The sequence below is a fragment of the Streptomyces sp. NPDC001920 genome (genome assembly GCF_053594495.1).
The window spans coordinates 163015-186429 of the sequence record NZ_JBSFEP010000004.1 but is presented as its reverse complement, the minus strand read 5'-3'; the positions used below and the strand labels follow the sequence as shown (position 1 = coordinate 186429).

The 23415-nt window shown below is 71.6% G+C and carries 22 protein-coding genes and 1 pseudogene; 17 read left to right on the top strand and 6 right to left on the bottom strand.

What is annotated here, in order from left to right; all coding sequences use genetic code 11:
• Nucleotides 1-39: 39 nt before the first annotated feature.
• Nucleotides 40-1200, bottom strand: coding sequence for an L-rhamnose isomerase (gene rhaI / locus ACWCPI_RS08395; protein WP_451037358.1), 1161 nt, complete (start codon nt 1198-1200; stop codon nt 40-42).
• A gap of 283 nt (nt 1201-1483) precedes the next feature.
• Here rhaI and ACWCPI_RS08390 point away from each other — a divergent pair, with 283 nt between their 5' ends.
• The 11 genes from ACWCPI_RS08390 (at nt 1484) to ACWCPI_RS08340 (ending at nt 12407) form a co-directional block, all read left to right on the top strand.
• Nucleotides 1484-3001: a sugar ABC transporter ATP-binding protein gene (locus tag ACWCPI_RS08390; RefSeq protein WP_451037357.1), complete on the top strand. Its 1518-nt coding sequence runs from the start codon at nt 1484-1486 to the stop codon at nt 2999-3001.
• Nucleotides 2998-4038 carry an ABC transporter permease gene (locus ACWCPI_RS08385; RefSeq protein WP_451037356.1) on the top strand — a complete coding sequence of 347 codons (1041 nt, stop codon included), beginning with the start codon at nt 2998-3000 and terminating at the stop codon, nt 4036-4038. Before ACWCPI_RS08390 ends, ACWCPI_RS08385 begins: the two co-directional genes overlap by 4 nt.
• Nucleotides 4031-5023, top strand: a complete 993-nt coding sequence (locus ACWCPI_RS08380; RefSeq protein WP_451037355.1) for an ABC transporter permease — start codon at nt 4031-4033, stop codon at nt 5021-5023. The genes ACWCPI_RS08385 and ACWCPI_RS08380 overlap by 8 nt, the downstream gene beginning before the upstream one ends.
• Nucleotides 5024-5053: 30 nt before the next feature.
• Nucleotides 5054-6133: a rhamnose ABC transporter substrate-binding protein gene (rhaS, locus tag ACWCPI_RS08375; RefSeq protein WP_451037354.1), complete on the top strand. Its 1080-nt coding sequence runs from the start codon at nt 5054-5056 to the stop codon at nt 6131-6133.
• 41 nt (nt 6134-6174) lie between these two features.
• Nucleotides 6175-6495: an L-rhamnose mutarotase gene (locus ACWCPI_RS08370; protein ID WP_451037353.1), complete on the top strand. Its 321-nt coding sequence runs from the start codon at nt 6175-6177 to the stop codon at nt 6493-6495.
• Nucleotides 6496-6561: 66 nt separating this feature from the next.
• The gene (locus ACWCPI_RS08365) at nt 6562-7992 is read left to right on the top strand and encodes a BNR repeat-containing protein (protein WP_451037352.1); all 1431 of its coding nucleotides are present in this window, start codon (nt 6562-6564) and stop codon (nt 7990-7992) included.
• 88 nt (nt 7993-8080) lie between these two features.
• Entirely contained in the window at nt 8081-9106 is a 1026-nt protein-coding gene (locus ACWCPI_RS08360; protein WP_451037351.1) for a LacI family DNA-binding transcriptional regulator, read from the top strand.
• 132 nt (nt 9107-9238) lie between these two features.
• Nucleotides 9239-10540, top strand: coding sequence for an alpha/beta fold hydrolase (locus ACWCPI_RS08355; RefSeq protein ID WP_451037350.1), 1302 nt, complete (start codon nt 9239-9241; stop codon nt 10538-10540).
• Between the two features lie 28 nt (nt 10541-10568).
• Nucleotides 10569-11312 carry a PIG-L deacetylase family protein gene (locus tag ACWCPI_RS08350; protein WP_451037349.1) on the top strand — a complete coding sequence of 248 codons (744 nt, stop codon included), beginning with the start codon at nt 10569-10571 and terminating at the stop codon, nt 11310-11312.
• Between the two features lie 67 nt (nt 11313-11379).
• Nucleotides 11380-11610, top strand: a complete 231-nt coding sequence (locus tag ACWCPI_RS08345; RefSeq protein WP_451037348.1) for a hypothetical protein — start codon at nt 11380-11382, stop codon at nt 11608-11610.
• On the top strand, nt 11607-12407 hold the full coding sequence (locus ACWCPI_RS08340) for a pentapeptide repeat-containing protein (RefSeq protein ID WP_451037347.1): 801 nt from the start codon (nt 11607-11609) through the stop codon (nt 12405-12407). The genes ACWCPI_RS08345 and ACWCPI_RS08340 overlap by 4 nt, the downstream gene beginning before the upstream one ends.
• Here ACWCPI_RS08340 and ACWCPI_RS08335 read toward each other — a convergent pair.
• A complete protein-coding gene (locus tag ACWCPI_RS08335; protein ID WP_451037346.1) occupies nt 12369-13916 on the bottom strand; it encodes a cytochrome P450 in 1548 nt (515 codons plus the stop codon). The two genes, ACWCPI_RS08340 and ACWCPI_RS08335, sit on opposite strands and share 39 nt — an antisense overlap.
• A 108-nt stretch (nt 13917-14024) precedes the next feature.
• On the opposite strand from ACWCPI_RS08335, the gene ACWCPI_RS08330 reads away from it, so the two are divergent.
• Complete coding sequence (locus tag ACWCPI_RS08330) at nt 14025-14633, top strand: TetR/AcrR family transcriptional regulator (protein WP_451037345.1); 609 nt, start codon at nt 14025-14027, stop codon at nt 14631-14633.
• Nucleotides 14634-14737: 104 nt separating this feature from the next.
• Nucleotides 14738-15463, top strand: a complete 726-nt coding sequence (locus ACWCPI_RS08325) for a DUF2470 domain-containing protein (RefSeq protein WP_451037344.1) — start codon at nt 14738-14740, stop codon at nt 15461-15463.
• Here the strand turns inward: ACWCPI_RS08325 and ACWCPI_RS08320 are convergent.
• The 3 genes from ACWCPI_RS08320 to ACWCPI_RS08310 all read right to left on the bottom strand — a co-directional run bounded on the left by ACWCPI_RS08320 (nt 15431) and on the right by ACWCPI_RS08310 (nt 19133).
• The gene (locus ACWCPI_RS08320) at nt 15431-16648 is read right to left on the bottom strand and encodes a lactonase family protein (RefSeq protein WP_451037343.1); all 1218 of its coding nucleotides are present in this window, start codon (nt 16646-16648) and stop codon (nt 15431-15433) included. The two genes, ACWCPI_RS08325 and ACWCPI_RS08320, sit on opposite strands and share 33 nt — an antisense overlap.
• A gap of 124 nt (nt 16649-16772) precedes the next feature.
• A complete protein-coding gene (locus ACWCPI_RS08315) occupies nt 16773-17834 on the bottom strand; it encodes a hypothetical protein (RefSeq protein WP_451037342.1) in 1062 nt (353 codons plus the stop codon).
• Between the two features lie 42 nt (nt 17835-17876).
• Entirely contained in the window at nt 17877-19133 is a 1257-nt protein-coding gene (locus ACWCPI_RS08310; RefSeq protein ID WP_451037341.1) for an FUSC family protein, read from the bottom strand.
• Between the two features lie 266 nt (nt 19134-19399).
• Here ACWCPI_RS08310 and ACWCPI_RS08305 point away from each other — a divergent pair, with 266 nt between their 5' ends.
• Nucleotides 19400-20734, top strand: a complete 1335-nt coding sequence (locus tag ACWCPI_RS08305) for an erythromycin esterase family protein (RefSeq protein WP_451037340.1) — start codon at nt 19400-19402, stop codon at nt 20732-20734.
• Between the two features lie 4 nt (nt 20735-20738).
• On the opposite strand, the gene ACWCPI_RS08300 is transcribed toward ACWCPI_RS08305, so the two are convergent.
• On the bottom strand, nt 20739-21233 hold the full coding sequence (locus ACWCPI_RS08300; RefSeq protein WP_451037339.1) for an FBP domain-containing protein: 495 nt from the start codon (nt 21231-21233) through the stop codon (nt 20739-20741).
• 311 nt (nt 21234-21544) lie between these two features.
• Between ACWCPI_RS08300 and ACWCPI_RS08295 the strand changes: the two are divergent.
• The 3 genes and pseudogenes from ACWCPI_RS08295 to ACWCPI_RS08285 all read left to right on the top strand — a co-directional run.
• Nucleotides 21545-21953 (top strand): annotated as a pseudogene (locus ACWCPI_RS08295) (reductase); the annotation flags it as partial.
• Between the two features lie 23 nt (nt 21954-21976).
• Entirely contained in the window at nt 21977-22939 is a 963-nt protein-coding gene (locus tag ACWCPI_RS08290; RefSeq protein ID WP_451037338.1) for a phosphotransferase family protein, read from the top strand.
• A gap of 198 nt (nt 22940-23137) precedes the next feature.
• On the top strand, nt 23138-23386 hold the full coding sequence (locus ACWCPI_RS08285; RefSeq protein ID WP_451037337.1) for a hypothetical protein: 249 nt from the start codon (nt 23138-23140) through the stop codon (nt 23384-23386).
• The last annotated feature ends 29 nt before the right edge of the window (nt 23387-23415 follow it).

The following is a 23415-nucleotide window of genomic DNA, read 5'->3' as shown; positions in this document are numbered from 1 at the left end:
GGGCCCACAGCCCGCAACGAGACAGATCCCGGCAGACGCTTACGCCCCCCACCCGGCCTGCTGCCCACCAACCCGCTCGGCCACGATCTTCTCGGCCCACCCGGACCGGCGGTACGCGGCGATGGGATCGGCATCCAGCCCCATCTCCTCCCGCACCTCGACCAGCAACGGCCGCACATCCGTGTTGTACGCATCCATCAGTACGGCATTCGCCCCGAGCACATCACCGGCGGCCTGCGCCGCAGCCAACGCCTCCCGGTCAACCAGCAGCGCCTTCGCCGTGGCCTCCTGCACGTTCATCACGGACCGGATGATCGCCGGGATCTTCGCCTCGATGTTGTGGCACTGGTCGAGCATGAACGCGACCTCGGGGGAGAACCCGCCCCCGCGCACGACCTCGTACATGATCCGGAACAGCTGGAACGGGTCCGCGGCGCCCACCATCAGGTCGTCGTCCGCGTAGAACCGCGAGTTGAAGTCGAACCCGCCGAGCTTCCCCTCCCGCAGCAGCGTCGCGACGATGAACTCGATGTTGGTGCCGGGCGCGTGATGCCCGGTGTCGACCACGACCTGCGCCTTCGGTCCCAGCTTCAGGCAGTGGGCGTACGCCGTCCCCCAGTCCGGCACGTCCGTCGTGTAGAAGGCCGGCTCGAAGAACTTGTACTCCAGCAGCATCCGCTGCCCGTCCCCGAGCCGCTCGTACACCTCGGCCAGCCCCTCGGCCAGCCGGTCCTGGCGGGCCCGGATGTCGTCCTGGCCGGGATAGTTCGTGCCGTCCGCGAACCACAGCTTCAGATCCCGCGAGCCCGTCGCGTCCATGATGTCGACGCACCCCAGCAGATGATCGACGGCCTTGCGCCGCACCGCCGCATCCGGATGGCAGATGCTGCCGAGCCGGTAGTCGTCGTCCTGGAACGTGTTCGAGTTGATCGCGCCCAGTCTCACGCCACGCTCCTCGGCGTGCTCGGCCAGCGCCGGGTAGTCGTCGACCTCGTCCCACGGGATGTGCAGGGCGACGGTGGGCGCGACGCCGGTGAACTCATGCACCTTCGAGGCGTCGTCCACCTTCTCCTGCGGTGTCCGCGGAACGCCCTGCTGGGCGAACACCTTGAACCGCGTCCCCGAGTTCCCGTACGCCCACGACGGCGTTTCGACTGCCTGGGTCTTGAGTGCGGCCTTCACGGCGGCGAGCTCGGTCACTGAGGGCTCCTGCGACGTCGGGACGTAAGTCGGACGGTAGGCATGATGAAAGGCTTGTCTGTGAAACGATTCAAGACGGGAACGTATGAGTCGGCCGAGAGGGTGTCAACCCCCGAGACCCAGGCTGTTCGCCGTGTTCTGGCCGTGACCGTCGTCCATCGAAACTTTTTCGACACGGACCCATTGACGTGACATGCGGTCCCTGTCTAACGTCCCGGCAACCGAGTTGAAACCTTTCACGACGTCGGGAGGGCCGTCCCGCCGGCGTCGTCGAGGAGCCCCCATGACCCACCCGTCCACCACGGGTCCGGCCCCGGTTCTGGCGCTCAGGGACGTCTCCAAGTCCTTCGGCGCGGTCCGTGCCCTGAGGGACGTCTCCCTGGAGCTGTTCCCCGGGGAGGTGCACGCCCTCGCCGGAGAGAACGGCGCGGGCAAGTCGACCCTCATCAAGACGCTCGCCGGTGTGCACCGGCCCGACGCGGGCCAGGTGCTGCTCGACGGAGCGCCCGTCGTCTTCCACGGCCCCGGTGACGCCCGCGACGCCGGCATCGCCGTGATCTACCAGGAGCCGACCCTCTTCCCGGACCTGTCGATCGCCGAGAACATCTTCATGGGCCGCAGGCCGAAGCGCTCCCTCGGCCGGATCGACCACAAGGCCACGCACGCCGCCACCCTCGCGCTGATGCGGCGCCTCGGCGTCGAACTCGACCCCGACCGTCCCGCGCGGGGCCTGTCCATCGCCGACCAGCAGATCGTCGAGATCGCCAAGGCGCTCTCGTTCGACGCCCGTGTCCTGATCATGGACGAGCCGACCGCCGCCCTCACCGGCAGCGAGGTCGCCCGCCTCTTCGGCGTCGTGCGCACCCTGCGCGAACAGGGCGCCGCCGTCCTGTTCATCTCCCACCGGCTGGAGGAGATCTTCCAGCTCTGCCGGCGGGTGACCACCCTGCGCGACGGCGCCCGGATCGCCGGCGAGCCGCTGGAGGGCATGACCGAGGACGACCTGGTGCGCCGCATGGTCGGCCGCGACCTCGACGAGCTGTACCCGAAGCAGCACGTGAAGCCGGGCGAGGTCGCCCTGAGCGTGCGCCGCCTGACCCGCGAGGGCGTCTTCACCGACGTCTCCTTCGAGGTGCGGCGCGGTGAGATCGTCGGCCTCGCGGGCCTCGTCGGCGCGGGCCGTACGGAGGTCGCGCGGGCCGTGTTCGGCATCGACCGCTGGGACGCCGGCGAGGTCACCGTGGACGGCAAGGCGCTGACCAACGGCGCCCCGTCGACCGCCATGGCCTGCGGCCTCGCGCTCGTCCCCGAGGACCGGCGCGCCCAGGGCCTGGTGATGGGCATGTCCATCGAGCGCAACATCGGCCTCACCGGGCTGCGTACGACCGTCAGGGCGGGGCTGATGGACCGCGGTGCCGAACGCAGCCGCTCCCTGGACTGGGCCGTCAGGCTCCAGGTGAAGTACGCCCGGATCGCCGACGCCGTGTCCACCCTGTCCGGCGGCAACCAGCAGAAGGTCGTCCTCGCCAAGTGGCTCGCCACCGGCCCCAAGGTGCTGATCGTCGACGAACCGACCCGGGGCATCGACGTCGGCACCAAGGCGGAAGTGCACCGGCTTCTGAGCGAGTTGGCCGCCGACGGGGTCGCCGTCCTGATGATCTCCTCCGACCTGCCCGAGATCCTCGGCATGGCCGACCGCGTGCTCGTGATGCACGAGGGCCGCCTCACCGCCGAGATCCCGCGCTCCGACGCCACCGAGGAGACCGTGATGGCCGCGGCCACCGGGAGGGCCGCCGCATGACGGTGACCACTTCCGAAGAGGCTCCCGTGACCGACGTACCCAGGTCCAGCGGCACCCGTCTCGTCGACCGCGTCCTCAAGATGCGCGAACTCGCCATCCTGGCCGTCTTCGTGGTGATGATCGTCGTCACTCAGCTGGGCAACAGCCAGTTCCTCACCGAGCAGGGCATCAAGGACCTGCTCCTGAACGCGACGATCCTCGTCCTGGTCGCCACCGGTCAGTCCCTGGTGGTGATCACACGCAACGTCGACCTCTCGGTCGGCTCCACGCTCGGCATCAGCGCCTTCGCCGCCGGCAGCCACCTCCAGGACGGCGGGAACCCGGTCGTCGCCGTGCTCCTGGCGGTCCTGACGGGCGTCGGCTTCGGCCTGCTCAACGGTCTGCTCGTCAGCCTCGGCCAGGTGCCCGCCCTCGTCGTCACCCTCGGCACCCTCTACATCATCCGCGGCATCGACTCCCTCTGGGTCGGCTCCCGGCAGATCGTCGCCTCCGCCCTCCCGGACGGCTTCGTCGACTTCGGCTCCGGCGGCATCTCCGCGGTGCCGTACCTGGCGCTGATCGCCCTCGCCGTCCTGGTCGCGACCGCCTACCACCTCAAGCACTTCGGCAGCGGCCGCGAGCTCTACGCCCTGGGCTCCAACCCCGAGGCCGCCCGCCTGGCCGGCATCCCGGTGCGCAAGCGGATCGTCGCCGCGTACACCTTCTGCGGAGCGCTGGCCGGCCTCGCGGGCGCGATGTACCTGGCCCGCTTCGGCAACGTCGACTCCAGCACCGGCAACGGCTACGAACTCACCGTCGTCAGCGCGGTCGTCGTCGGCGGCGTCGTCTTCACCGGCGGCTCCGGCAGCGTCTACGGCGCGGCGCTCGGCGCGCTGTTGCTGACCTCCATCAACAGCGTGCTGCCCGCCTTGGGCATCAGCTCCGTCTGGGTGCTCGCCATCAACGGCATCCTGCTCATCCTCGCCATCGCGGTCGACCGGATCGTCGCGCTGCGCGTGGCCTCCGCCCTGAAGAAGAGGAACGCCCGCCATGGCTGACTCGCCGCTCGCGCGCGCCGTTCGCTGGGACACCGTCGTCGGCGCCCTCCTGATCGTCGTCCTGTTGCTGTCCTTCGGATTCGTCGACGGCTTCGGCAACGCCCTCAACCTGTCGTTCCTGATCGGCAACACGCTGCCCATCGCGCTGATCGCCCTGCCGATGACCCTGCTCGTGGTCTCCGGTGAGATCGACCTGTCGGTGGCCTCCACGGCCGGTCTCTCGGGGGCCGTGATGGGCGCCCTGTGGAACCAGGGCATGACGATCGAGACCATCATCCCGGTCTGCCTGCTGCTCGGCGTGGGGTGCGGACTGGTCAACGGTCTGCTGGTGACGAGGCTGGGCCTGCCGTCCCTCGCCGTCACCATCGGCACCCTCGCCGCCTACCGGGGCATCGCGCAGATCGTCCTCGGCTCGAACGCGGTGACCGACTTCCCCACCCCGTACCTTGACTTCGCGGCCGGACGCATCGGCGACACCTTCGTCCCGTACGCCTTCCTGCCCTTCCTGGCCCTGCTCGCGATCGCCGTCATCGCCCTGCACGCCACCCCGTTCGGACGGTCGCTGTTCGCGATCGGCGCCGGCGAGGAGGCCGCACGGTTCGCCGGGATCCGGGTCAAGCGGCAGAAGCTGATCCTGTTCACGGTGACCGGCCTGATGGCCTCGCTCACCGGCATCTTCTGGGCCCTGCACTACGCCAGTGCCCGCTACGACAACGCCACGGGACTGGAACTGTCGGTCGTGGCCGCCGTGCTGCTCGGGGGCATCGATTTCGACGGAGGCAAGGGCACGCTGGGCGGCGCGATCGCGGGAGTCTTCCTGCTCGGCGCGCTCCAGAACGTGATGAGCCTGAAGGACGTCTCCGCCCAGTCGCAGATCGTCGTCACCGGCGTCCTGCTCGTCCTCTCCGTGCTCGGCCCCCGGGTCGCACGCCAGATCTCCGTAGCGAGGGCGGGCCGTAGAGCCGCCTCGACTCCGGCCTCGTAACCCCGCCCTCCTTCGCAAAGGACCATCGCCATGCGCAAGTCGTCCCTCCGCCGTGCCTCGGCCGGACTCGCCGCCGTCACCTCCCTCGCCCTCGCCCTGACCGCCTGCGGCGGCACCACCAAGGAGGACGTCAAGAACGAGGGCGCCTCCGCCGCCACCGGTGGGAAGGCCGACCCCGACGCCGAACTGAAGAAGGGCCTGACCGTCGGCTTCCTGCCCAAGCAGGTCAACAACCCGTACTTCACCTCCGCCGACAAGGGCGGCGAGGCGGCCCTGAAGGAACTGGGCTCCAGCTACAAGGAGGTCGGCCCGTCCAGCGCGACCGACACCGCCGGCCAGGTCTCCTACGTCAACACGCTCACCCAGCAGCAGGTCGACGCGATGGCCGTCTCCGCGCAGGACCCGGGCGCCCTGTGCACCGCGCTCAAGCAGGCCATGAAGAACGGCATCAAGGTCGTCACCTACGACTCCGACACCACTGCCGAGTGCCGCAACGCCTTCGTCTCGCAGGCCTCCGCGGAGGACCTCGGCCGCACCGAGGTGCAGCTGCTCGCCGAGCAGATCGGCTACAAGGGCGAGATCGCGATCCTGTCCGCCGCGCAGACCGCGACGAACCAGAACATCTGGATCGACTTCATGAAGAAGGAGCTGGAGGAGCCGAAGTACAAGGACATCGAGCTCGTCAAGGTCGCCTACGGCGACGACGACGCCCAGAAGTCCTTCCAGCAGACGCAGGGCCTGCTCCAGGAGTACCCGAACCTGAAGGGGATCATCTCCCCGACCACCGTCGGCATCAAGGCCGCGGCCCAGTACCTGTCGGGTTCCAAGTACAAGGGCAAGGTCAAGCTGACCGGCCTCGGCACCCCCAACGACATGCGCAAGTACGTCAAGAACGGCACCGTCGAGGCGTTCGAGCTGTGGGACCCGGCGAAGCTCGGCGAGCTCGCCGCCCATGCCGCCGTCGCCCTGGTCTCCGGCCGGATCACCGGCGAGGAGGGCGAGACCTTCAAGGCCGGCGACACGACGTACACCATCGGCAAGGACGGGGTGATCAGCCTCGGCAAGCCGACCGTCTTCGACGCCGAGAACATCGACCAGTACGACTTCTAGGCCCTGTCGGCCCCTTCGTCCCCTTCCGGAGCTGGTACTTCATGCAGCGCGTCTGCTTCCTCCTCAAGGTCCGTGAGGACCGGATCGCCGAGTACCGCGAACGCCATGCCGCCGTGTGGCCGCAGATGCTCCGAGCGCTCTCGGCCACCGGCTGGCACAACTACTCCCTCTTCCTGCGCGACGACGGCCTGCTCGTCGGCTACCTGGAGACCGAGGACTTCGAGGCCGCGAAGGCCGGTATGGAGGCCACCGAGGTCAACGCCCGCTGGCAGGCCGAGATGGGGGAGTTCTTCGAGGCCCTCGACGGCGCCCGACCGGACGAGGCGATGAAGCCGCTCACCGAGGTGTTCCACCTCGCCTGACACACCCCGCACCACTTCCCCCGCCCCGCCCTCCCACGCACCTCGCCGACCATGGAGTCCCCCGAGATGAAGAGACGTACGCTGCTGGGCGCCGCACTCGCAGGAGCCGTCGTGACCCCCGCCCTCGCCTCCGGTACCGCCCGCGCCGCCGACCCGGGCCCGTCCGTCACCCTGACCGGCACCACCACGCTCGACACGCAGGCCATCTACTTCGTGTCGTACGACGGCCTGGTCAACAACAACTCCTTCCAGAAGAACGGCCTGCTGACCTACAAGGGCCACCAGTACGCCGTCTGGTACACCGCCGACCGCAACGCCGTCGTCGGCCGCCGCGCGCTCGGCTCGAAGACCTGGTCCACGGTCAAGGTCGGCCACACCCTGCGCTACAACGACTCCCACAACGTCATCTCGATGGGGATCTCCAAGACCGACGGCCGGCTCCACCTCGACATGGACTCGCACAGCGACGGCTTCACCTACGTCAAGTCGGTCGCCGGCCTCGTGGACGACCCGGCCGGCCTGAGCTGGACCGCGAGCCGCTTCGGTGCACCCCGGTCCACCCTGGACGGCCTGGCGCTCACCTCCCAGTTCACCTACCCGCAGTTCGTCTCCACACCCGAGGGCAGGCTCCAGCTGAGCTACCGGGTGGCCGTCTCCGGCAACGGCCGCAACGCCCTCGCGGAGTACGACGGTTCGAGGTGGACCGACCTGGGCGAGTGGAGCAGCTCCACCGGCACGTACACCAGCGAGCACGGCTCCTCCACCGCCCGCAACATGTACCTGCACGGCATCGACTACGACCGGGGCGGCCGGCTGCACTCCTTCTTCACCTGGCGCGAGCACGACGGCGCCGTGATGTGCTCCGGCGGCGGCATCACCAACCACGACACCGGCTACGTGTACTCCGACGACCGCGGCCGCACCTGGCGCAACGACGCGGGTGCCGTCGTCGGCGTCACCGGCGGCTCCGACAAGGTGTCCGTGAACGACGCCGGCCTGATCGTCGACCCGCTCGACCCCGACCACTCCCTGATGAACCAGGAGAGCCAGTTCACCGACTCCGCCGGCCGGCCGCACGCGATCATCAGCTACGTCCCCGGCCGATTCGGCCAGTGCACCACGAACTACGTCGCCGACCGGACGCGCAACGGCCGCGCCTTCCACGTCCGCAAGAACGCCTCCGGCAGCTGGCAGAAGACCGAGATCCCGGTCCCGCTCAACTCCAGCCAGCGCACCAAACTGATCCTGGACACGTACGACAACGCGTACGCGATCTTCCCGTTCTGCCGCATAGCCGGCGCCTCCAAGGCCTCCGGGTACACGGACTGGACGGTGCTGTACGACGGTGTCACCGCCGGGCTGAACGCCTTCGGCGAGGTCGTGATCGACGAGACCCGCGTCGGGCAGGACCACGTCCTGTCGATCATGTACCAGGAGAAGTCCAGCGGTTCGACGCCGTCGGCGCTGCGCAACCTCGACTTCCGTCTGCCTGCCTGATCGCAGCCGTGCTGAGCGGTGTGACGGTAATGTGAAGGCCTTCCCGCCGCCCCGCGTCCCAACCGTTCATCCTGGAGGTCCCTGCCCGATGGCCCAGTCGGTGGGTATCAAGGACGTCGCCCGCGCCGCCGGAGTCTCCGTCGGCACGGTCTCGAACGTCATCAACCGTCCGGACTCGGTCGCCACCGAGACCCGGGCGCGGGTGCAGTCCGCGATAGACCGGCTGGGCTATGTCCGCAGCGAGTCCGCGCGTCAGCTGCGCGCGGGCCGCAGCCGGATCATGGGGTTGCTCGTCCTCGACATGGGCAACCCCTTCTTCGTCGACGTCGCGCGCGGCGCCGAGCGGGCCGCGCGGGCGGCCGGGCTCGGCGTCATGGTCTGCAACAGCGCGCAGAGCGCGAGCGAGGAGGCCGAGTACCTGTCGCTCTTCGCCGAGCAGCGGGTGCGCGGCGTCCTGCTGACCCCCGCCGACGCCACCGGCCGCAACATCGAGACGTTCCGGCGGCACCACATCCCCTTCGTGCTCGTCGACCGGGTCGCCGAGGGCACCACCGAGTGCTCGGTCTCCGTGGACGATGTCGCGGGCGGCGCCCTGGCCGTACGCCATCTCGTCGACGCCGGGCACCGCTCCATCGCCTACGTCAGCGGGCCGCCCGGTCTGAACCAGGTCAGCGACCGCCGCACCGGCGCCCTGAACGCGCTGGAGGAGGCCGGCCTCGGGCCCGAGCACCTGCGCGAACTGCCCACCGAGCGGCTCGACGTCGCCGCCGGCCGGGACGCCGGCGCCCGACTGCTCGGCCTCGCCGAGCGCCCCACCGCCGTCTTCTGCGCCAACGACCTGCTCGCTCTCGGCGTCCTGCAGGCCATGTACGCCGCCGGCGTCGGCGTCCCCGACGACCTCGCGATCGTCGGCTACGACGACATCGAGTTCGCCGCCGCCGCGGCCGTCCCCCTCACCTCCGTACGGCAGCCCGCGGTCACCATGGGCACCCTCGCGGCGGAGATGCTGCTGGAGGAGACGGAGGAGGAGACCGGGGGGAAGAAGCACGAGCACCGACGCGTGGTCCTCCAACCCGAGCTGGTGGTGCGGCGGTCGAGCCTGTCGGCCCGCTGAGCCGCCGTCGGCCGGGGCCCGCACCCGCTGATCCCGCGTTCAGCAGGGTTTCATGATCCCGAGGGCTCGGACGGCGGACGAACATGTGCTGAACTGGGACGCGGCCCGAAAACCTCCGTCCCGGGAGCCCCGTTGACCGTCAGCTACCGCCAGCCCGGCGTCGTCCTCACCGACCGCCACTTCACCGTGCCCCTCGACCACGACACCCCGGCGGGGGAGACGATCGAGCTCTACGCCCGTGAGGTCGTCGCGAGCGACAAGACGCACCAGGACCTGCCATGGCTGGTCTACCTCCAGGGCGGCCCCGGCTTCGGCGCCAACCGCTTCGTCGGCAAGGGCGCCTGGCTGGGCCGCGCCCTCAAGGAGTACCGCGTCCTGCTCCTCGACCAGCGCGGCACCGGGCACTCCACCCCCGCCAACCGCCAGACGCTCCCGCTGCGCGGGGGCCCCGCCGCCCAGGCCGACTACCTCACGCACTTCCGCGCCGACTCGATCGTCCGCGACTGCGAGGCGATCCGCCGCCAGGTGACGGGCGGCGCCCCCTGGACCGTGCTCGGCCAGAGCTTCGGCGGCTTCTGCACCGTCACCTACCTCTCCACCGCCCCCGAGGCACTGTCCGCCGCCGTCATCACCGGCGGTCTGCCCGCCCTCGACGCCCACGCCGACGACGTCTACCGCGCCGCCTACCCGCGCATCGAGCGCAAGGTGGCCGCGCACTACGCCCGCTACCCCCAGGACGTCGAGCGGGCCCGCCGGATCGCCGACCACCTCCTCGCGAACGAGGTGGTCCTGCCGGGCGGATACCGCCTCACCGCCGAGGCCTTCCAGTCCCTCGGCATCCTCCTCGGCGGCAGCGAGGGCAGCCACCGCCTGCACTACCTCCTGGAGAACGCCTTCGTCCGCACCCTGCAGGGCCCGGCCCTCTCCGACGCCTTCCAGGAGGAGGTCCAGGGCCTGCTGTCGTACGCGAGCCACCCGCTGTACGCCCTCGTCCACGAGGCCATCTACGGTCAGGACGCCCGCCCCACCGCCTGGTCCGCCGAGCGCGTGCGCGCCGAGTTCCCGCAGTTCGACGCGGCCAAGACGCTCGCGGGCGACGGACCGCTGCTGTTCACCGGCGAGACCATCCACCCCTGGATGTTCGACTGCGACCCGGCCCTGCGCCCGCTGCGCGAGACGGCCGAACACCTCGCCGCCCGCACCGACTGGAAGCCCCTCTACGACCGCACGCGCCTGGCCGCCAACGAGGTGCCGGTCGCGGCGGCCGTGTACCACGACGACATGTACGTCGACACCGCCCACTCCCTTGCCACGGCACGCGCGATCCGCGGACTGCGGACCTGGGTCACCGACGAGTTCGAGCACGACGGCGTACGGGCCGGCGGCTCCCGTGTCCTGGACCGGCTGCTCGCGCTCACCCGTGACGAAGCGTGATGTCGGTGCCACCGGTTAGTGTGCGGGCATGACCGAGCCGACGATCACTCAACTGAAGCCCATGCCTGACGACTGGCAGCGCGCGCTCGCCGTCGTCGCGCACCCGGACGACCTGGAGTACGGCTGCTCGGCGGCGATCGCCGCCTGGACCGACGCCGGCCGTGAGGTCACCTATGTCCTGGCCACGCGGGGGGAGGCCGGCATCGACACGCTGGAGCCCGCGAAGTGCGGTCCGCTGCGCGAGCGTGAGCAGCGGGCCAGCGCGGCGGTGGTCGGGGTGTCGGCGGTGGAGTTCCTCGACCACGAGGACGGCGTGATCGAGTACGGCACCGCACTGCGCCGCGACATCGCCGCCGCGATCCGCCGGCACCGACCCGAGCTGGTGATCACCCTCAACCACCGGGATACCTGGGGCGGTGTCGCCTGGAACACGCCGGACCATGTGGCGGTCGGGCGCGCCACGCTGGACGCGGCCGGGGACGCGGGCAACCGCTGGATCTTCCCGGAACTCGTGGAGCAGGGCCTCCAGCCGTGGGACGGCGTCCGCTGGGTCGCCGTCGCGGGCTCCAGCGCACCCACGCACGCGGCGGACGCGACCGCCGGTCTGGAGCGCGCGGTGCGCTCACTGCTCGAACACCGCACCTACATCGAGGCGTTGACGGACGAGGACCCGGAGACGTACGCCCGTGGGTTCCTCACCGCGAACGCCGAGGCCACCGGGGAGCGCTTCGGCGGGAAGCCGGCCGTGGCGTTCGAGCTGTTCAGCCGGTAGCCCCGCGGCGGCCTTTCGACGGACGCGGGAGCCGCGATGCGATGCTGTGTGGCAGTTCGCGCGGTCCATGCGGCTCGCGCTCGTCAACGGCGCGGTCGGGGTCGTCAACGCCCCCGAAGGCCGGCCGCTGTCGGTCATGGGCGTCACCGTCGTCGGCGGCCGGATCACCGCGATGTACATCCTGGCCGACACGGAGCGGCCGGCCGCTCTCGACCTGCCCGCCCTCGACGGCCCCGCGGGGCGCGAGATTTCCTCGGTGAGCCGTCGTCCGCGGGCGGACATTAGGCTGATGGCATGAAAGATCACCCCGGTGCCCTCGCCGACCTGCGCGGGGACTGCGCGAACTGCTTCGGGCTGTGCTGTGTGGCGCTGCCCTTCGCGGCCTCGGCGGACTTCGCCGTCGACAAGGACGCCGGTACCCCCTGCCGCAACCTCCGGGACGACCACCGCTGCGGCATCCACGCGCGGCTCAGGCAGCGCGGCTTCACCGGCTGCACCGTCTACGACTGCTTCGGCGCGGGCCAGAAGGTCTCGCAGGGAACCTTCGGCGGCCAGGACTGGCGCACTGGCTCCCCGGCGCACGCCCGCCGCATGTTCGAGGTCTTCCCGGTCGTCCGCCAGCTCCACGAACTGCTCTGGTACCTGACGGAGGCACTCACCCTGCCCGCCGCCCACCCCCTCCACCCCGAGCTGCGCACGATCCTCGCGACGACCGAGGCGCTCACCCTCCGGGCCCCCGAGGAGCTCGCGGAGGTGGACGTGGCCGCCCATCGGCAGGAGGTCAACGAGCTCCTGCTGAAGACCAGCGAGCTGGCACGGGCGGGCATGGGGGGACGCCGGAAGAACCGCCGGGGGGCGGACTTGATGGGCGCCCGGCTCAAGGGGGCCGATCTGCGCGGAGCCAACCTGCGCGGTGCCTACCTCATAGCCGCCGACCTGACCGGCGCCGACCTGCGCGACACCGACCTCACGGACGCCGATCTGACGGGCGCCTTCTTCCTGACCCAGCCACAGCTGAACGCGGCCCGCGGCGGTGCGGGCACCCGACTGCCCGCCTCAGTCAGCCGCCCCGTGCACTGGACAGCGGGCGCCTGAGGCCCGGCCCGTCACGTCCCTGGCCGCGGTGGACCCCGTGTCCGGCGCCGCGGGCACGGACTTCCCCGTGCCGGCCGCCGCCCGCCGCTCCAGGTGCAGCCGCAGCCCGTGCGGCATCAGCGTCAACCGCTCGGTCACCCGCAGCCGGTAACCCGGGTCGGCCCGCAGGTCGTACCGGCGCAGCAGCAGCCCCAGCACCAGCGTGGCCTCGTGCAGCGCGAACTGCCGCCCGATGCACGCCCGCGCCCCGGTTCCGAACGGCTTGAAGGTGTGGGGCGGACGGGACCGTACGGCCCCCGGTTCGAAGCGGTCCGGGTCGAACCGCTCGGCGTCCGGGCCCCACACCTCCGGGTCGCGGTGCAGCATCGCCGTGAGCACCAGCGCCCAGGCCCCCCGCCGCATCGGATGGGTCCCGTCGAGCACCGTGTCCTCGCGGGCCTCCCGGGCGAAGGCGGGCGCCGTCGGCCACAACCGCAGGGACTCGTCGAGTACGCGGCGCACGTACCGCAACCTCGCCACCTGTTCGTAACCGGGCGTCGCCATGTCGCCCCAGACGCGGTCCACCTCGGCGCGGGCCCGGGCGGCGACGTCCGGATGCCGGGAGAGGTAGTGCAGGGCGAAGGAGAGGGCGCCCGAGGTGGTCTCGTGCCCGGCCACCAGGAAGGTGATCACCTGGCGGCGCACGTTCTGCGGGGAGAGGCGTTCGCCCGTCTCCGGGTGGGCGGTCTCCAGCATCCGGTCCAGCAGGTCCCCGTCCCCGGGTCCGCCGGCCGTGCGGGCGCTGACCAGGTCGTCGACCGTGCGGTTGAGGTACGCGATGTCGGCGTCGTTGCGGCGCCCGGCCCGCCGCAGCAGGAAGGGCCAGGGCACGGCGTTGAGCCGCTGCGCGTGGCTGAGCGTGCCGACCATCGCCGTCACGAAGGGATGCGGTCGGGATCGCTCGAAGGAGCCGAAGTCGTGGCCGAAGCCGGTACGGGCGATGGTCTCCAGGGTCAGCCTGGTCATGTCGCCGGGCACGTCCGCCGCCCGGCCCGCCTCCAGCTCGCGGTCCCAGTGGTCCATGAGCCGGTCGGCCACGGCCAGCATCATCGGGTGGTAGCCGGCCATGGCGTCCCGGCTGAAGCCCGGGGCGAGGACGTCGTGCGCCAACTGCCAGTTCGGCTCGTGGTTGTAGGCCGTGAACAGCCCGTCCTTGACGACCGGCCGCAGATTGGCGATGCCCAGACCGACGTGCTTGGCGAACCGCGCCTCGTCCGCCATGTCGGCGGCGAGGCCGGCGCCCCACACGAACACGAACTCCTTGTCGAACGCCTTGCGCCGGAAGATCGGCCCCAACTGCCGCGCGAAGCGCAGGGAGTCCTGCACCGGCGTACGCCGGTCGGCCCCCAGTACGTCGCCGAGCAGCGGGAGCCGGTGCGGGGGGCGGGGTATGCGGTGCAGCTCCGGCCAGCCCTGCTCGGCGCTGCGGAACCCCTTCGGCAGCCCGGTCCCGGTCGTCGTCTCCGCCATGGCGCGATCTCCCTCGATCAAGCGGCAGATTGAGCTAGTTGTACGTGGGTTCAATAGCGCGCTCCAGTGTGGTCCCGTCGTTGAATCCACGTCAAGTAAAGTGCCGGCATGGCCGCGAACCAGGGCGAGCGCACCCGCCGCCGGCTCAGTACGGAGGAACGCCGTGAGCAGCTCCTCGCGGTGGGGGCGCGGCTGTTCTCGGAGAGCCCGTACGACGAGGTGTGGATCGAGCAGGTCGCAGAGATCGCCGGTGTCTCGCGCGGGCTGCTCTACCACTACTTCCCGACCAAGCGGGACTTCTTCGCGGCCGTCGTCGAGCGGGAGAGCGAGCGCATGCTGCGGATGACCGCGGCGGTGCCCGGGGTTGCGGTGCGCGAGCAACTCGCCGCGGGTCTCGACGCGTTCCTGGGGTACGTCGAGGCGCACGCCCACGGCTACCGCGCCTTCCATCGTGCCGACGCGGCCGGCGACCAGGCCGTGCGCACGGTCTACCGGCGCGCACTGGCCGCACAGGAGAAGCAGATCCTGGCGGCGATGGCGGCGGACCCCGAGTTCGGCGCGGCCTTCGAGGGGCGGCCCGACGTCCGGCTCGCCGTACGGGGCTGGCTGGCGTTCACCACCGCCGTCTGCCTGGAGTGGCTGCGGGACTCGGAGCTCTCCCGGGAGCAGGTGCGCGACCTGTGTGCCCGCGCCCTGCTCGGCGTCATCGCGCCCTGAGCGCCTCCTTCGGTGGCAAAGAGGTCGCATGGGAACGGCGGGGCCGGTTGGCGTGCGGCCCGATCTTCGATAGGTTAGGTGAGGCTTACCTAAGGAGGTATGGGATGGGTGACAGCCAAGCCTGGGCGGCCGCGCCTTCCGCGGCGGAACGGGCCCGGTCGGTGCTCGCCGCCGCGTGGTCCTGCGCGGTGACGGCGGAGGGCTGCCGCGAGGAACTCGTCGGCGCGCACACCGTGACCGAGGACGGTCGCGTCCTGCTGGCCGTGCCGGAGGACAGCGCACTCAGGACGGCGGCGATCTGCGCACCCCGCGCGCAGCCCTCGGCCGTCCTGGAGTTCGCCGACGTCGCCCCCGTACCCGTGCGGGGGCGGATCCGCGCCCGGCTCTGGCTGTCCGGCTGGTTCACCCCCGAGGCGGACGAACTCGCCTTCCAGGCCACCAGGATCGTGCTGCGCCGGCCTTCCGGCGCCGTGGTCGTCGACCTCGACGAGTTCGCCGCCGCCACGCCCGACCCGCTGGCCACCGCCGAGGCCCGGCTGCTCACACACCTCGCCGACTGCCACCCGGACGCCGTCGAACGGCTCACCCGTCTCGTCGAGCCCGACAGCCTGCACGGCGCGGTACGCGTCCAGCCCCTCGCCGTCGACCGGCACGGACTGACGCTGCGCATCGAGCGCGTCCGCGCCCAGGGCGACGTACGCCTGCCCTTCCACCGCCCCGCCGACGACGTCGCGCAACTCACCGAGCGCATGCACGTCCTGCTCGCCCAGGCCAGCGCCGCCTCCTGCCCGCGCGCGCTACAGCGGCAGCGCGCAGACGGCGACGGGTGACGCGAACGGCTCACCCGCGAGCCGCAGCTCACCGCTGTCCTCGTCGACATGGAAGACGCTGACGGTGCTCGACCGCTGGTTCGACGCGAACAGCAGCGCGCCGTCCGGTGAGAGGGCGATCTGCCGCGGGAAGTCCCCGGCGACCGGCACCGTGTCGAGCAGGCTGAGCCGGGCGCCGTCCGACTCCACCGCGTAGCGCGCGAGGCTGTTGTGCCCCCGGTTGGCGAGGTAGGCGTAGCGGCCGTTCGCTGTCACCACGATCTGCGCCGGATGGTTGGTGACCGAGCCCGTCCCCGTGGACTGACCGTCGCCGATCGTCAGCCGGCCCGCCCCGGGGTCGTACGAGCACACCGCGACGGTGTTGTCGACCTCGTTCGCCAGGTACGCGAACCGGCCGCCCGGATGGAAGGTGAGATGGCGCGGCCCCGCACCCGGCTTCGTCCGTGCCCGGGCGACCGCGGTGAGCGTGCCCGCCTTCAGGTCGAGCCGGTAGCTGTACACGGTGTCCGTGCCCAGGTCGACGGCGAGCACATGGCCGCCGTCGGGGCTGGTGAGGACCTGGTGGGCGTGCGGGCCCTCCTGCCCGGGACCGGGCGGCGGACCGGAGTGCGTGACCAGGTCGGTGCGCTCGCCGAGCCCGCCCGAGGCGTCGATCGGGTGCACGGCCACACTGCCCCCGCCGTAGTTGGCGCTCAGCAGCCAGCGCCCGCTCGGATGCACCGACAGATGGCACGGCGCCGCCCCGCCGGTGCTCCGGCTCCCCAGGACCTTGCGGTCGGCCAGGCGGACCGCGGTCACGGCCCCGTCCTCGCGCTCGTCCACCGCGTACAGCGTGCGGCCGTTCGGGTGCGGTGCCAGGTACGAGGGGTCGCCCACGCCCTTGATCGTTCCGGCGCCGGTGACACGACCCGTGGCCGGGTCGTACGTGGCGAGGCCGATGCCCGTGCCGCCGCCCTCGGCGGAGGTGTAGGTGCCGAGGTAGAGGGGGCGAGGGCCGGAGGGCGCACGACTGCCGGCCTGGGCGCTCGGACGTGTCCCGGGCGTCCTCGACGCCGAGGCCGTGCCGGACGGGTCCGCGGGCGCCGCTGCGTCGTCGCACGCCGTGGCCGCCGGGAGGGTCATGCCGGCGGCCGAACCGGCGAGGGCTCCGACGAACCGGCGCCTGCTCAGCCCACCACAGCCCATGTCCACACCTCAGGTCGTCGGTCGTCGCGGTCGCGACGGCCACCTTTGCGCGGATCGCCGGTCGAGCGCAAGAAAAGCAACGACTGTTGTGGAGAGTGCAACGGCGGTCAGGGTGCGGTTCCGTTCACCAGTCCCCGTCCTGCACCGGCTTGCCCGGTGCGTCCCCGAGTGGCGTCACCTGGCCGGGCGAGGGCGCATGCCAGGGCTCGTGGTCGTCACCGAGCCAGTCGCCGACCGGCTTCACCGCCCCCAGCGCGTCCGTCGGGGCGAGATCCTCGGCGTCCTGGTCGTAGTAGTCGAACCAGGGCAGCCCCGCACGCGTGTACGCCGCCCGGTCCACCGGCGACGGCGGGGGAGCCTCACCCGTGATCCGCCGCCACTCCGGAGGCGTCACCAGATGGACGAAGACCCGGCCGGCGGGACGGTCGGCCCAGTCCGACAGCGCACGGTCGTCCTGGTAGACCTCCTGACGCATCGAACCGCCGACGCCCAGACCCATGGCCGCCGCGGCCCGGGGCCGCCGGCTGCCGGGAGCGGCCGCGGGCGCCGGGACCGAGCCCGGCGCGGGCGGGGCCGCCATCGGCATGGCAGGGGCGCCGTATCCGCCGTACTGCGGCACCGCCCGCGCCTGCTCCGCCCGGCGCCGCTCCTCCTCACGCCACCGCGCCAGCCGGTCCTCCTTCAGCGGGAACGACTGCAGCTGTACGCCGCCCCAGACCTCCTCGCCGGTGACCTGACCCTCGACCGTCGCGCCCAGGCCCAGCGGCACCGCCACGAACTGGCGGACCGTGCCCTTGCCCGAGTTGATGCCGTCCAGCCACGGCTGGCGGGGCAGCACGACGTAGTTCTGCGGCTTGCGCGACAGCCGGTCGCTCCACGGCTTTCCTGAGACCGCGCACACCTTGCCCACCCCGACCTGGAGGGCCGCCGGCTCCGTGGTGCCCCCGAAGCTCAGCCACATCGCCTCCCGCAGGTACACCGGCAGCATCACACCACCGCGCGCCCGCCACGCCTCGGGAACCGAGTCCGCGTGATCCGCCACCCGCCGGACCGGGAACTCGCCGAGCCCCGGCGGCAACGGATGCGTGCCCGACTCGGGCAGCCGCAGCGTACGGATGAACCGCACCGCCACACCGCCCGGCAGCCGCAGCGTGTTTCCGTCGATCCGTACGGTCGTCTCGGCCATCGGCCCGCTCCCTCGCGTCCGGCGCCGGCCCCGTCCCGGCGCTCACTGGCGAGAACGCCCGCCCATCCCCGTCCGGTTCCGCCACAGCTGCTCCTGGACGCCCATCCGCTCACGCAACCGGGTCAAACGCGGCATCCGCACCCGCTGCTCCTGCGACACGCGGTCCAGTTCCTCCAGCAGACGACGCGAGCGGTGCTCGGTGTCGAGCTCGTCGAGAATGCGGTTCACCTCGGTCAGGACGGCGCCGAGCAGCTGCCAGTGCTCCGTCTCCCGCTCCGACTCCTCACGCAGCAGCAGGGCGAGCTTGTCGCGGGTACCCGCCGCCGTGCGCAGCTCCGCGCTGAGCCTGGACTCGGCCGCGTCGGCGTTGCTGCTGACATGCGTGGTGACCAGCACCGAGAAGCTGACCACCGCGTCGGCGATCTCGGACAGCAACTGCTCCAGGACCGTGCCCGTCTCCTTCGCGAACAGCGGCTCGGGCTCCCGGTCCTTCGCGAGGTCGGTGAGGGTGCGCGCGAGCACCCGCAGGACGACCGTGCAGATCTCCAGGGTGTCCAGCCCGGTGCGCAGTACGACCCGGTGCAGCAGCCCCTCGCGTACGCGCGGGTTGAGCCGCAGGCTGTCCTCCGCCTGCCTGAGCGCCGCGTCCACCTCCACGATGTCGTGGTCGAGCCGGCGCGCCTCGTGCAGCCGGGCCGCGGCCTGCTCGAACGGCTGTCGCCCGGCGGCCTCCTCACCGATGCGCAGCATCAACTGCCGCAGCCGGCGGGCCAGGTCCCCCAGCGACTCGCCGGCCTCGTCCACCCACACCGGCGGTGCGAGGAGCAGGTTGAAGCCGAGCCCGACCACGGCGCCGATCAGCGTCTCCAGGATCCGCGCCCACGCCGTGTCCCCGACGGTGGTGACCCCGAGGACCAGCATCGCGCTGATCGCCACCTCGGGTACGTACTCGTTGACCCGCACGAGGTGCCCGACCCCCAGCGCGGCCACGATCAGCAGGGCCAGACTCCACCAGGTCAGGCCGACCAGAAGGCTGAAGGCGATGGCCACCAGCACGCCGGCCACCACGGAGTTCACCCGGCGGATGCCGTTGGTGAGCGTGGCGTAGAAGGTGACCTGGACGACCAGCAGCGCTGTCAGGGGCGCGGTCAGCGGTGCCGCCTCCGGACTGAGCCGCAGCGCGATGACGTAGGCGATCGTCGCCGCGGCCGCCGACCGCAGCGTCTGGACGACCACGGGATCCCGGCGCAGCTTCCCGAGCCACTCCCGGAACTCCGTCGCCTCACTCACGTCTTGCATCCTCGGGTCGTTCCCTTTCCTCTTCCACAGATCCCTCCGGCGCACCGGTTGCGGAACGCAACGGTCCGCAAGGCTCCCCAGGGTGATCACGGCGGCGGGAGTACGGCAAGGGGCCGGGCTGGTGATCATCGACACCCGCGCGGGGCAGACCGGCTCGGCGGATCCGGAACTGAGGAGAACCCCCCGCCTTCTCCGGTGGCTGCCCGCACTCGGGGACGGCGGGTCGCCCCATGGTCCCCGCGAGTCCGGCACGCAAGCCTTGGATCATGCATCGCCATCGGACCGGACTGTTACTGACCCTGTTCATCATCCTCGCCGCCCTGACGACCGGCATCCCGGCCGCGGCGACCCCGTCCTCCACCACCACGGTCGTCGCAGCGCTCGACCGCGCCGCCCATCCCCTGCGGACCGTCGAACCGGGCGGCGACAGCGCTGATCTGCGAGCTCTGGAACGGATGATCGGCGGTGCCCGGGTGGTCGGTCTGGGCGAGGCCACCCACGGCTCGCACGACTTCTTCGCCCTCAAGGACCGCGTCTTCCGCCACCTCGTCGAGGAGAGGGGTCTGCGCACCTTCGCGCTGGAGGCCCCCTGGAGCACCGGCCTGCGCCTCGACGACTACGTGCGGTACGGCAAGGGCGACCCGCGGCGCATCATGCGCGAGGAGTTCCAGCGCGACTACCTGTGGTGGAACAACTCCGACTATCTGCGGCTCGTCGAATGGATGCGCGCCTACAACCGGCACCACCCGCACGACCCCGTCCGCTTCATGGGCGACGACTTCGCCTGGGCCGGTCCCGAGCTGTACGACCAGGTGACGGACTACGTGGCACGCGCGCATCCCCGCCTCCTGGCCCGTTTCGCGGAGCTGTACCGGGGGCTGCGGCCCACCGTCGGGACAGGCGCCTACATCGAGCGGTACCTGAACACGCCGTTCGCCGAGCGCAAGCGGATGGCGGCCCGCACCGGTGAGGCACTGGACCTGCTGCGACGACAGGCTCCGGGCGCCGACCGGGAGGCGTACGACTGGGCGGTCCAGCACGCCACCGCCATCGACCAGACCGCCAGGGGCTACGCCTTCGACTTCGAGGACGCCCGGCAGCTCAGGGCCGCCATGCGGTACCGCGACTCGGTCATGGCCGACAACGTGGCCTGGTGGGAGCGGCACACGGGCACCAAGGTCCTGCTGTCGGCGCACAACGCGCATGTCGCCTATGTGCCGGACGACCCCGCCCACTACCCGAAGATGCAGGGCGCTTTCCTGCGTGACCGGCTCGGTGACGCGTACGTCAGCGTCGGTTTCACCTTCCACCGCGGCTCGTTCAACGCCACCGCACCCGACGGGAACGTACGGAGGTTCACCCTGGGGCCGGCGGGCGTCGGCAGCAACGAGGCGACGCTCGACCGCGTGTCCCCTCGGGACTACGTCGTCGATCTGCGGACCGTGCCGTCACCGGCCCGTGCCTGGCTGAGGGAGGCGAGGCCGACCCGCAGCATCGGCACGGCGTACCCGGAGCCGGAGCACGACACCGCCATCGCGCGCAGCCACGACGTCCTGATCCACCTGCACGGCGTGGCGGCGGCCAGGCTGCGGGATCGCTGACCGGTCAGGTGTACAGCTGGTCCAGGAAGGCCGCCAGATTGCCCGTGGCCCGGGCGATCTGCTCCTGCGGCGTCAGGCTCTCCTCGATCCGTGGGCCCGCTTCCGGGATCTTCTTGCCGCGCAGATAGAGCGAGCAGGCCAGGTCGGTGCACATGTACAGGCCGACCGAGTTGCCCTCACGGCCCGCGGGTCCCGCCTTGCGGGCCGTCATCAAGGAGACCCCGCCTCGCGGATGGGACGTCAGGCACAGCGAGCACATGCTGTGCCGAAGGAGGCTGCGCTGCGCGGTCGTGAAGCGCAGGGTGATTCCGACCGGCCGCCCGTCCCGTTCGGTGACCAGGTAGCTTCGATCGGGCGCCCCTGGATCACGCCAGCCCAGGAAGTCGAGATCGTCCCAAGGGCGTTCGGCGAGATCGCGGGGGAGGGACAGGCGCTTGGCCTCGCCTTTCGAGCAGTTGATGAAGGAGTTGCGGATGTCCTGCTCGGTGAGTGGCCTCATACGGAGCCTCCAGGTAGGTGATCCCACATGAACCTAGGGGCTCTAGGTTCTTGCCTAGGCTAGGCAGGCCGGATGAGGGGGAGCCACCGATTTTCGGTGGTGCTGCTCCGGCTTTCCCCGGCTCCTCTTTCGGAGATCGCGGGCGCCGGTGGCCACACGCCAGGGGCGAGCACATCCAGCGCGTAGGCCCGGGCGACCGGTTCCGTGCGGTGGGCCGCGCCCCACCGGGCCGACAGCCGCCGCGGGTGGTGGTTCACCCCGTCCACCGTAAGGCCGGCATCCCGGGCGACCTGGGTGGTCGTGGCGCCCTCGGTGACACGGCGTTCGCCTGCGTCCAGCCGTGCCGGGAGGCGTTCCGGATCGACGCCGGCACACCCGTCGTCATGGTCGCGGCGGGCACCGGCCTCGCCCCGTTCCGCGGCACCATCGCCGACCGCACCGCCGCCCTCGCGACCGGCACCGAACTCGCCCACGCCCTCTGCCACTTCGGCTGCGACGCCCCGGACGCCGACTTCCTGCACACCGACGAGCTGCACGCCGCGCAGGCCGCGGTGTACATGTGCGGCGACGGTTCCCGGATGGCGCAGGGCGTACGGGAGGCGTTCCGTACGCTGTACCGGGACCGCACGCCCGGCGCCCACGGCACGGCGGCCGAGCGATGGCTCGAACACACTGATCGCGGACGGCCGTTACGTCGAGGACGTCCACGCGGCCGGCTGACCGAGGGGGAGGGCGAGCGCACGATGGTGGACTCCTGGGAACGAGCCCGGCAGGTCCTGGCGCGGGCGGGCCTGCCGCCGGGAGACCTGGCTCGTCTGCGCCCGCTGTCGGGCGGCACGTACAACACGGTCGAGGAACTGCTCCTCACCGACGGCAGCCGGTACGTGCTGAAGGTGCCGCCCGCACCGACCGTCCCGGGGCTGAGCCATGAGAGGGAACTCCTCGTGTCGGAGGCGGAGTTCTACCGCCACGCGGCCAAGGCGGACGTCCCGGCGCCGCGCGTCGTCACCCTGGGCGCCCACCTGCTGATGACCGCCTGCCCGGGCGAGCTTTGGAACGGCTCCCTCACACCGGCCGAACAAGACTCGCTGCGCACCGAACTGGGCCGCCAGGTCGCCCGGCTCCACACCGTGCAGGGCCCCGCCTTCGGCTACCCCTCAGGTGCCCTCGGCCCGCTCGCCCCCGACTGGCGCACCGCGTTCACCGGCATGCTCGACGCCGTCCTGGACGACGCCCGCCGGTACGGGGCCCGGCTGCCGCTCCCCGCCGACGCCGTCGCCCGGACGCTGCGGGCCGCCCACGACGCCCTGGACGAGGTCACCGTCCCCCGTCTGGTCCACTTCGACCTGTGGCGGGGCAACATCCTGGTGGACCGGGCGTCGGGAGAGGCCCGGATCGGCGGGCTCATCGACGGGGAGCGCATGTTCTGGGGCGATCCGCTGGCCGACTTCGTCTCCCTGGCGCTGCTTGCGGACATCAGGGAGGACGAGGCGTTCCTGGCGGGCTACCGGGAGGCCGGCGGACGGGCCCACTTCGACGTTCCGGCCCGCCTTCGGCTCGCCCTCTACCGCGCCTACCTCTACCTGATCATGCTCACGGAGACGGTGCCCCGGGCAGCCGACGCCGAACAGCACCGGTGGGTCCAGGAGACGGTCGCCCCCGAGCTGGTGGCGGCGCTGGCCGAGATCGAGGACCTGGCCTCGTAGCGGAGGGTCGTGGCGGCGCGCGACGCGGACACGCCGCTCGCGAACGCCTCCGCGCCCGGCGCCGGGCCACCCCGAGAGCCCTCGCCGGACTGGCGCAGGTCACCGGCGGAGCAGGTACCGCACCGAGGTTTCGCCGTCGGCCGGGGCGGTACTCGCGGGGCCTTCGAACGACCTTGGACGAGGCGAGGGAGGAGCGCCATGGCCGACGACGGTCACGGGACACCGGAGCAGACCACCGAGCCGATACCGCGCGACATGCCGGACCAGCAGGCGGCACCGGGCGAGGACCCCTTGGACATACCCGTGGACATTCCTGTCGAGCGCACGGACGACAAGGAAGCGGACGACGTCCCCGACACGGACGAGGCGGGCACCGGCCGCCAGGGATCACAGCAGGCGGGCACCGCCCCTACCGAACATCCGCAGCCCGAGGAGCCGACCGGCTGAGGACGGACCGGGTCGGACGGCCCGGTCGA

Bases quoted from the DNA above. Each gene is read 5' to 3' on its own strand.
- ACWCPI_RS08390 (WP_451037357.1), top strand. From the start codon at position 1,484: ATGACCCACCCGTCCACCACGGGTCCGGCCCCGGTTCTGGCGCTCAGG.
- ACWCPI_RS08385 (WP_451037356.1), top strand. From the start codon at position 2,998: ATGACGGTGACCACTTCCGAAGAGGCTCCCGTGACCGACGTACCCAGG.
- ACWCPI_RS08380 (WP_451037355.1), top strand. From the start codon at position 4,031: ATGGCTGACTCGCCGCTCGCGCGCGCCGTTCGCTGGGACACCGTCGTC.
- rhaS (WP_451037354.1), top strand. From the start codon at position 5,054: ATGCGCAAGTCGTCCCTCCGCCGTGCCTCGGCCGGACTCGCCGCCGTC.
- ACWCPI_RS08370 (WP_451037353.1), top strand. From the start codon at position 6,175: ATGCAGCGCGTCTGCTTCCTCCTCAAGGTCCGTGAGGACCGGATCGCC.
- ACWCPI_RS08365 (WP_451037352.1), top strand. From the start codon at position 6,562: ATGAAGAGACGTACGCTGCTGGGCGCCGCACTCGCAGGAGCCGTCGTG.
- ACWCPI_RS08360 (WP_451037351.1), top strand. From the start codon at position 8,081: ATGGCCCAGTCGGTGGGTATCAAGGACGTCGCCCGCGCCGCCGGAGTC.
- ACWCPI_RS08350 (WP_451037349.1), top strand. From the start codon at position 10,569: ATGACCGAGCCGACGATCACTCAACTGAAGCCCATGCCTGACGACTGG.
- ACWCPI_RS08345 (WP_451037348.1), top strand. From the start codon at position 11,380: ATGCGGCTCGCGCTCGTCAACGGCGCGGTCGGGGTCGTCAACGCCCCC.
- ACWCPI_RS08340 (WP_451037347.1), top strand. From the start codon at position 11,607: ATGAAAGATCACCCCGGTGCCCTCGCCGACCTGCGCGGGGACTGCGCG.
- ACWCPI_RS08335 (WP_451037346.1), bottom strand. From the start codon at position 13,916: ATGGCGGAGACGACGACCGGGACCGGGCTGCCGAAGGGGTTCCGCAGC.
- ACWCPI_RS08330 (WP_451037345.1), top strand. From the start codon at position 14,025: ATGGCCGCGAACCAGGGCGAGCGCACCCGCCGCCGGCTCAGTACGGAG.
- ACWCPI_RS08325 (WP_451037344.1), top strand. From the start codon at position 14,738: ATGGGTGACAGCCAAGCCTGGGCGGCCGCGCCTTCCGCGGCGGAACGG.
- ACWCPI_RS08320 (WP_451037343.1), bottom strand. From the start codon at position 16,648: ATGGGCTGTGGTGGGCTGAGCAGGCGCCGGTTCGTCGGAGCCCTCGCC.
- ACWCPI_RS08315 (WP_451037342.1), bottom strand. From the start codon at position 17,834: ATGGCCGAGACGACCGTACGGATCGACGGAAACACGCTGCGGCTGCCG.
- ACWCPI_RS08310 (WP_451037341.1), bottom strand. From the start codon at position 19,133: ATGCAAGACGTGAGTGAGGCGACGGAGTTCCGGGAGTGGCTCGGGAAG.
- ACWCPI_RS08305 (WP_451037340.1), top strand. From the start codon at position 19,400: ATGCATCGCCATCGGACCGGACTGTTACTGACCCTGTTCATCATCCTC.
- ACWCPI_RS08300 (WP_451037339.1), bottom strand. From the start codon at position 21,233: ATGAGGCCACTCACCGAGCAGGACATCCGCAACTCCTTCATCAACTGC.
- ACWCPI_RS08290 (WP_451037338.1), top strand. From the start codon at position 21,977: ATGGTGGACTCCTGGGAACGAGCCCGGCAGGTCCTGGCGCGGGCGGGC.
- ACWCPI_RS08285 (WP_451037337.1), top strand. From the start codon at position 23,138: ATGGCCGACGACGGTCACGGGACACCGGAGCAGACCACCGAGCCGATA.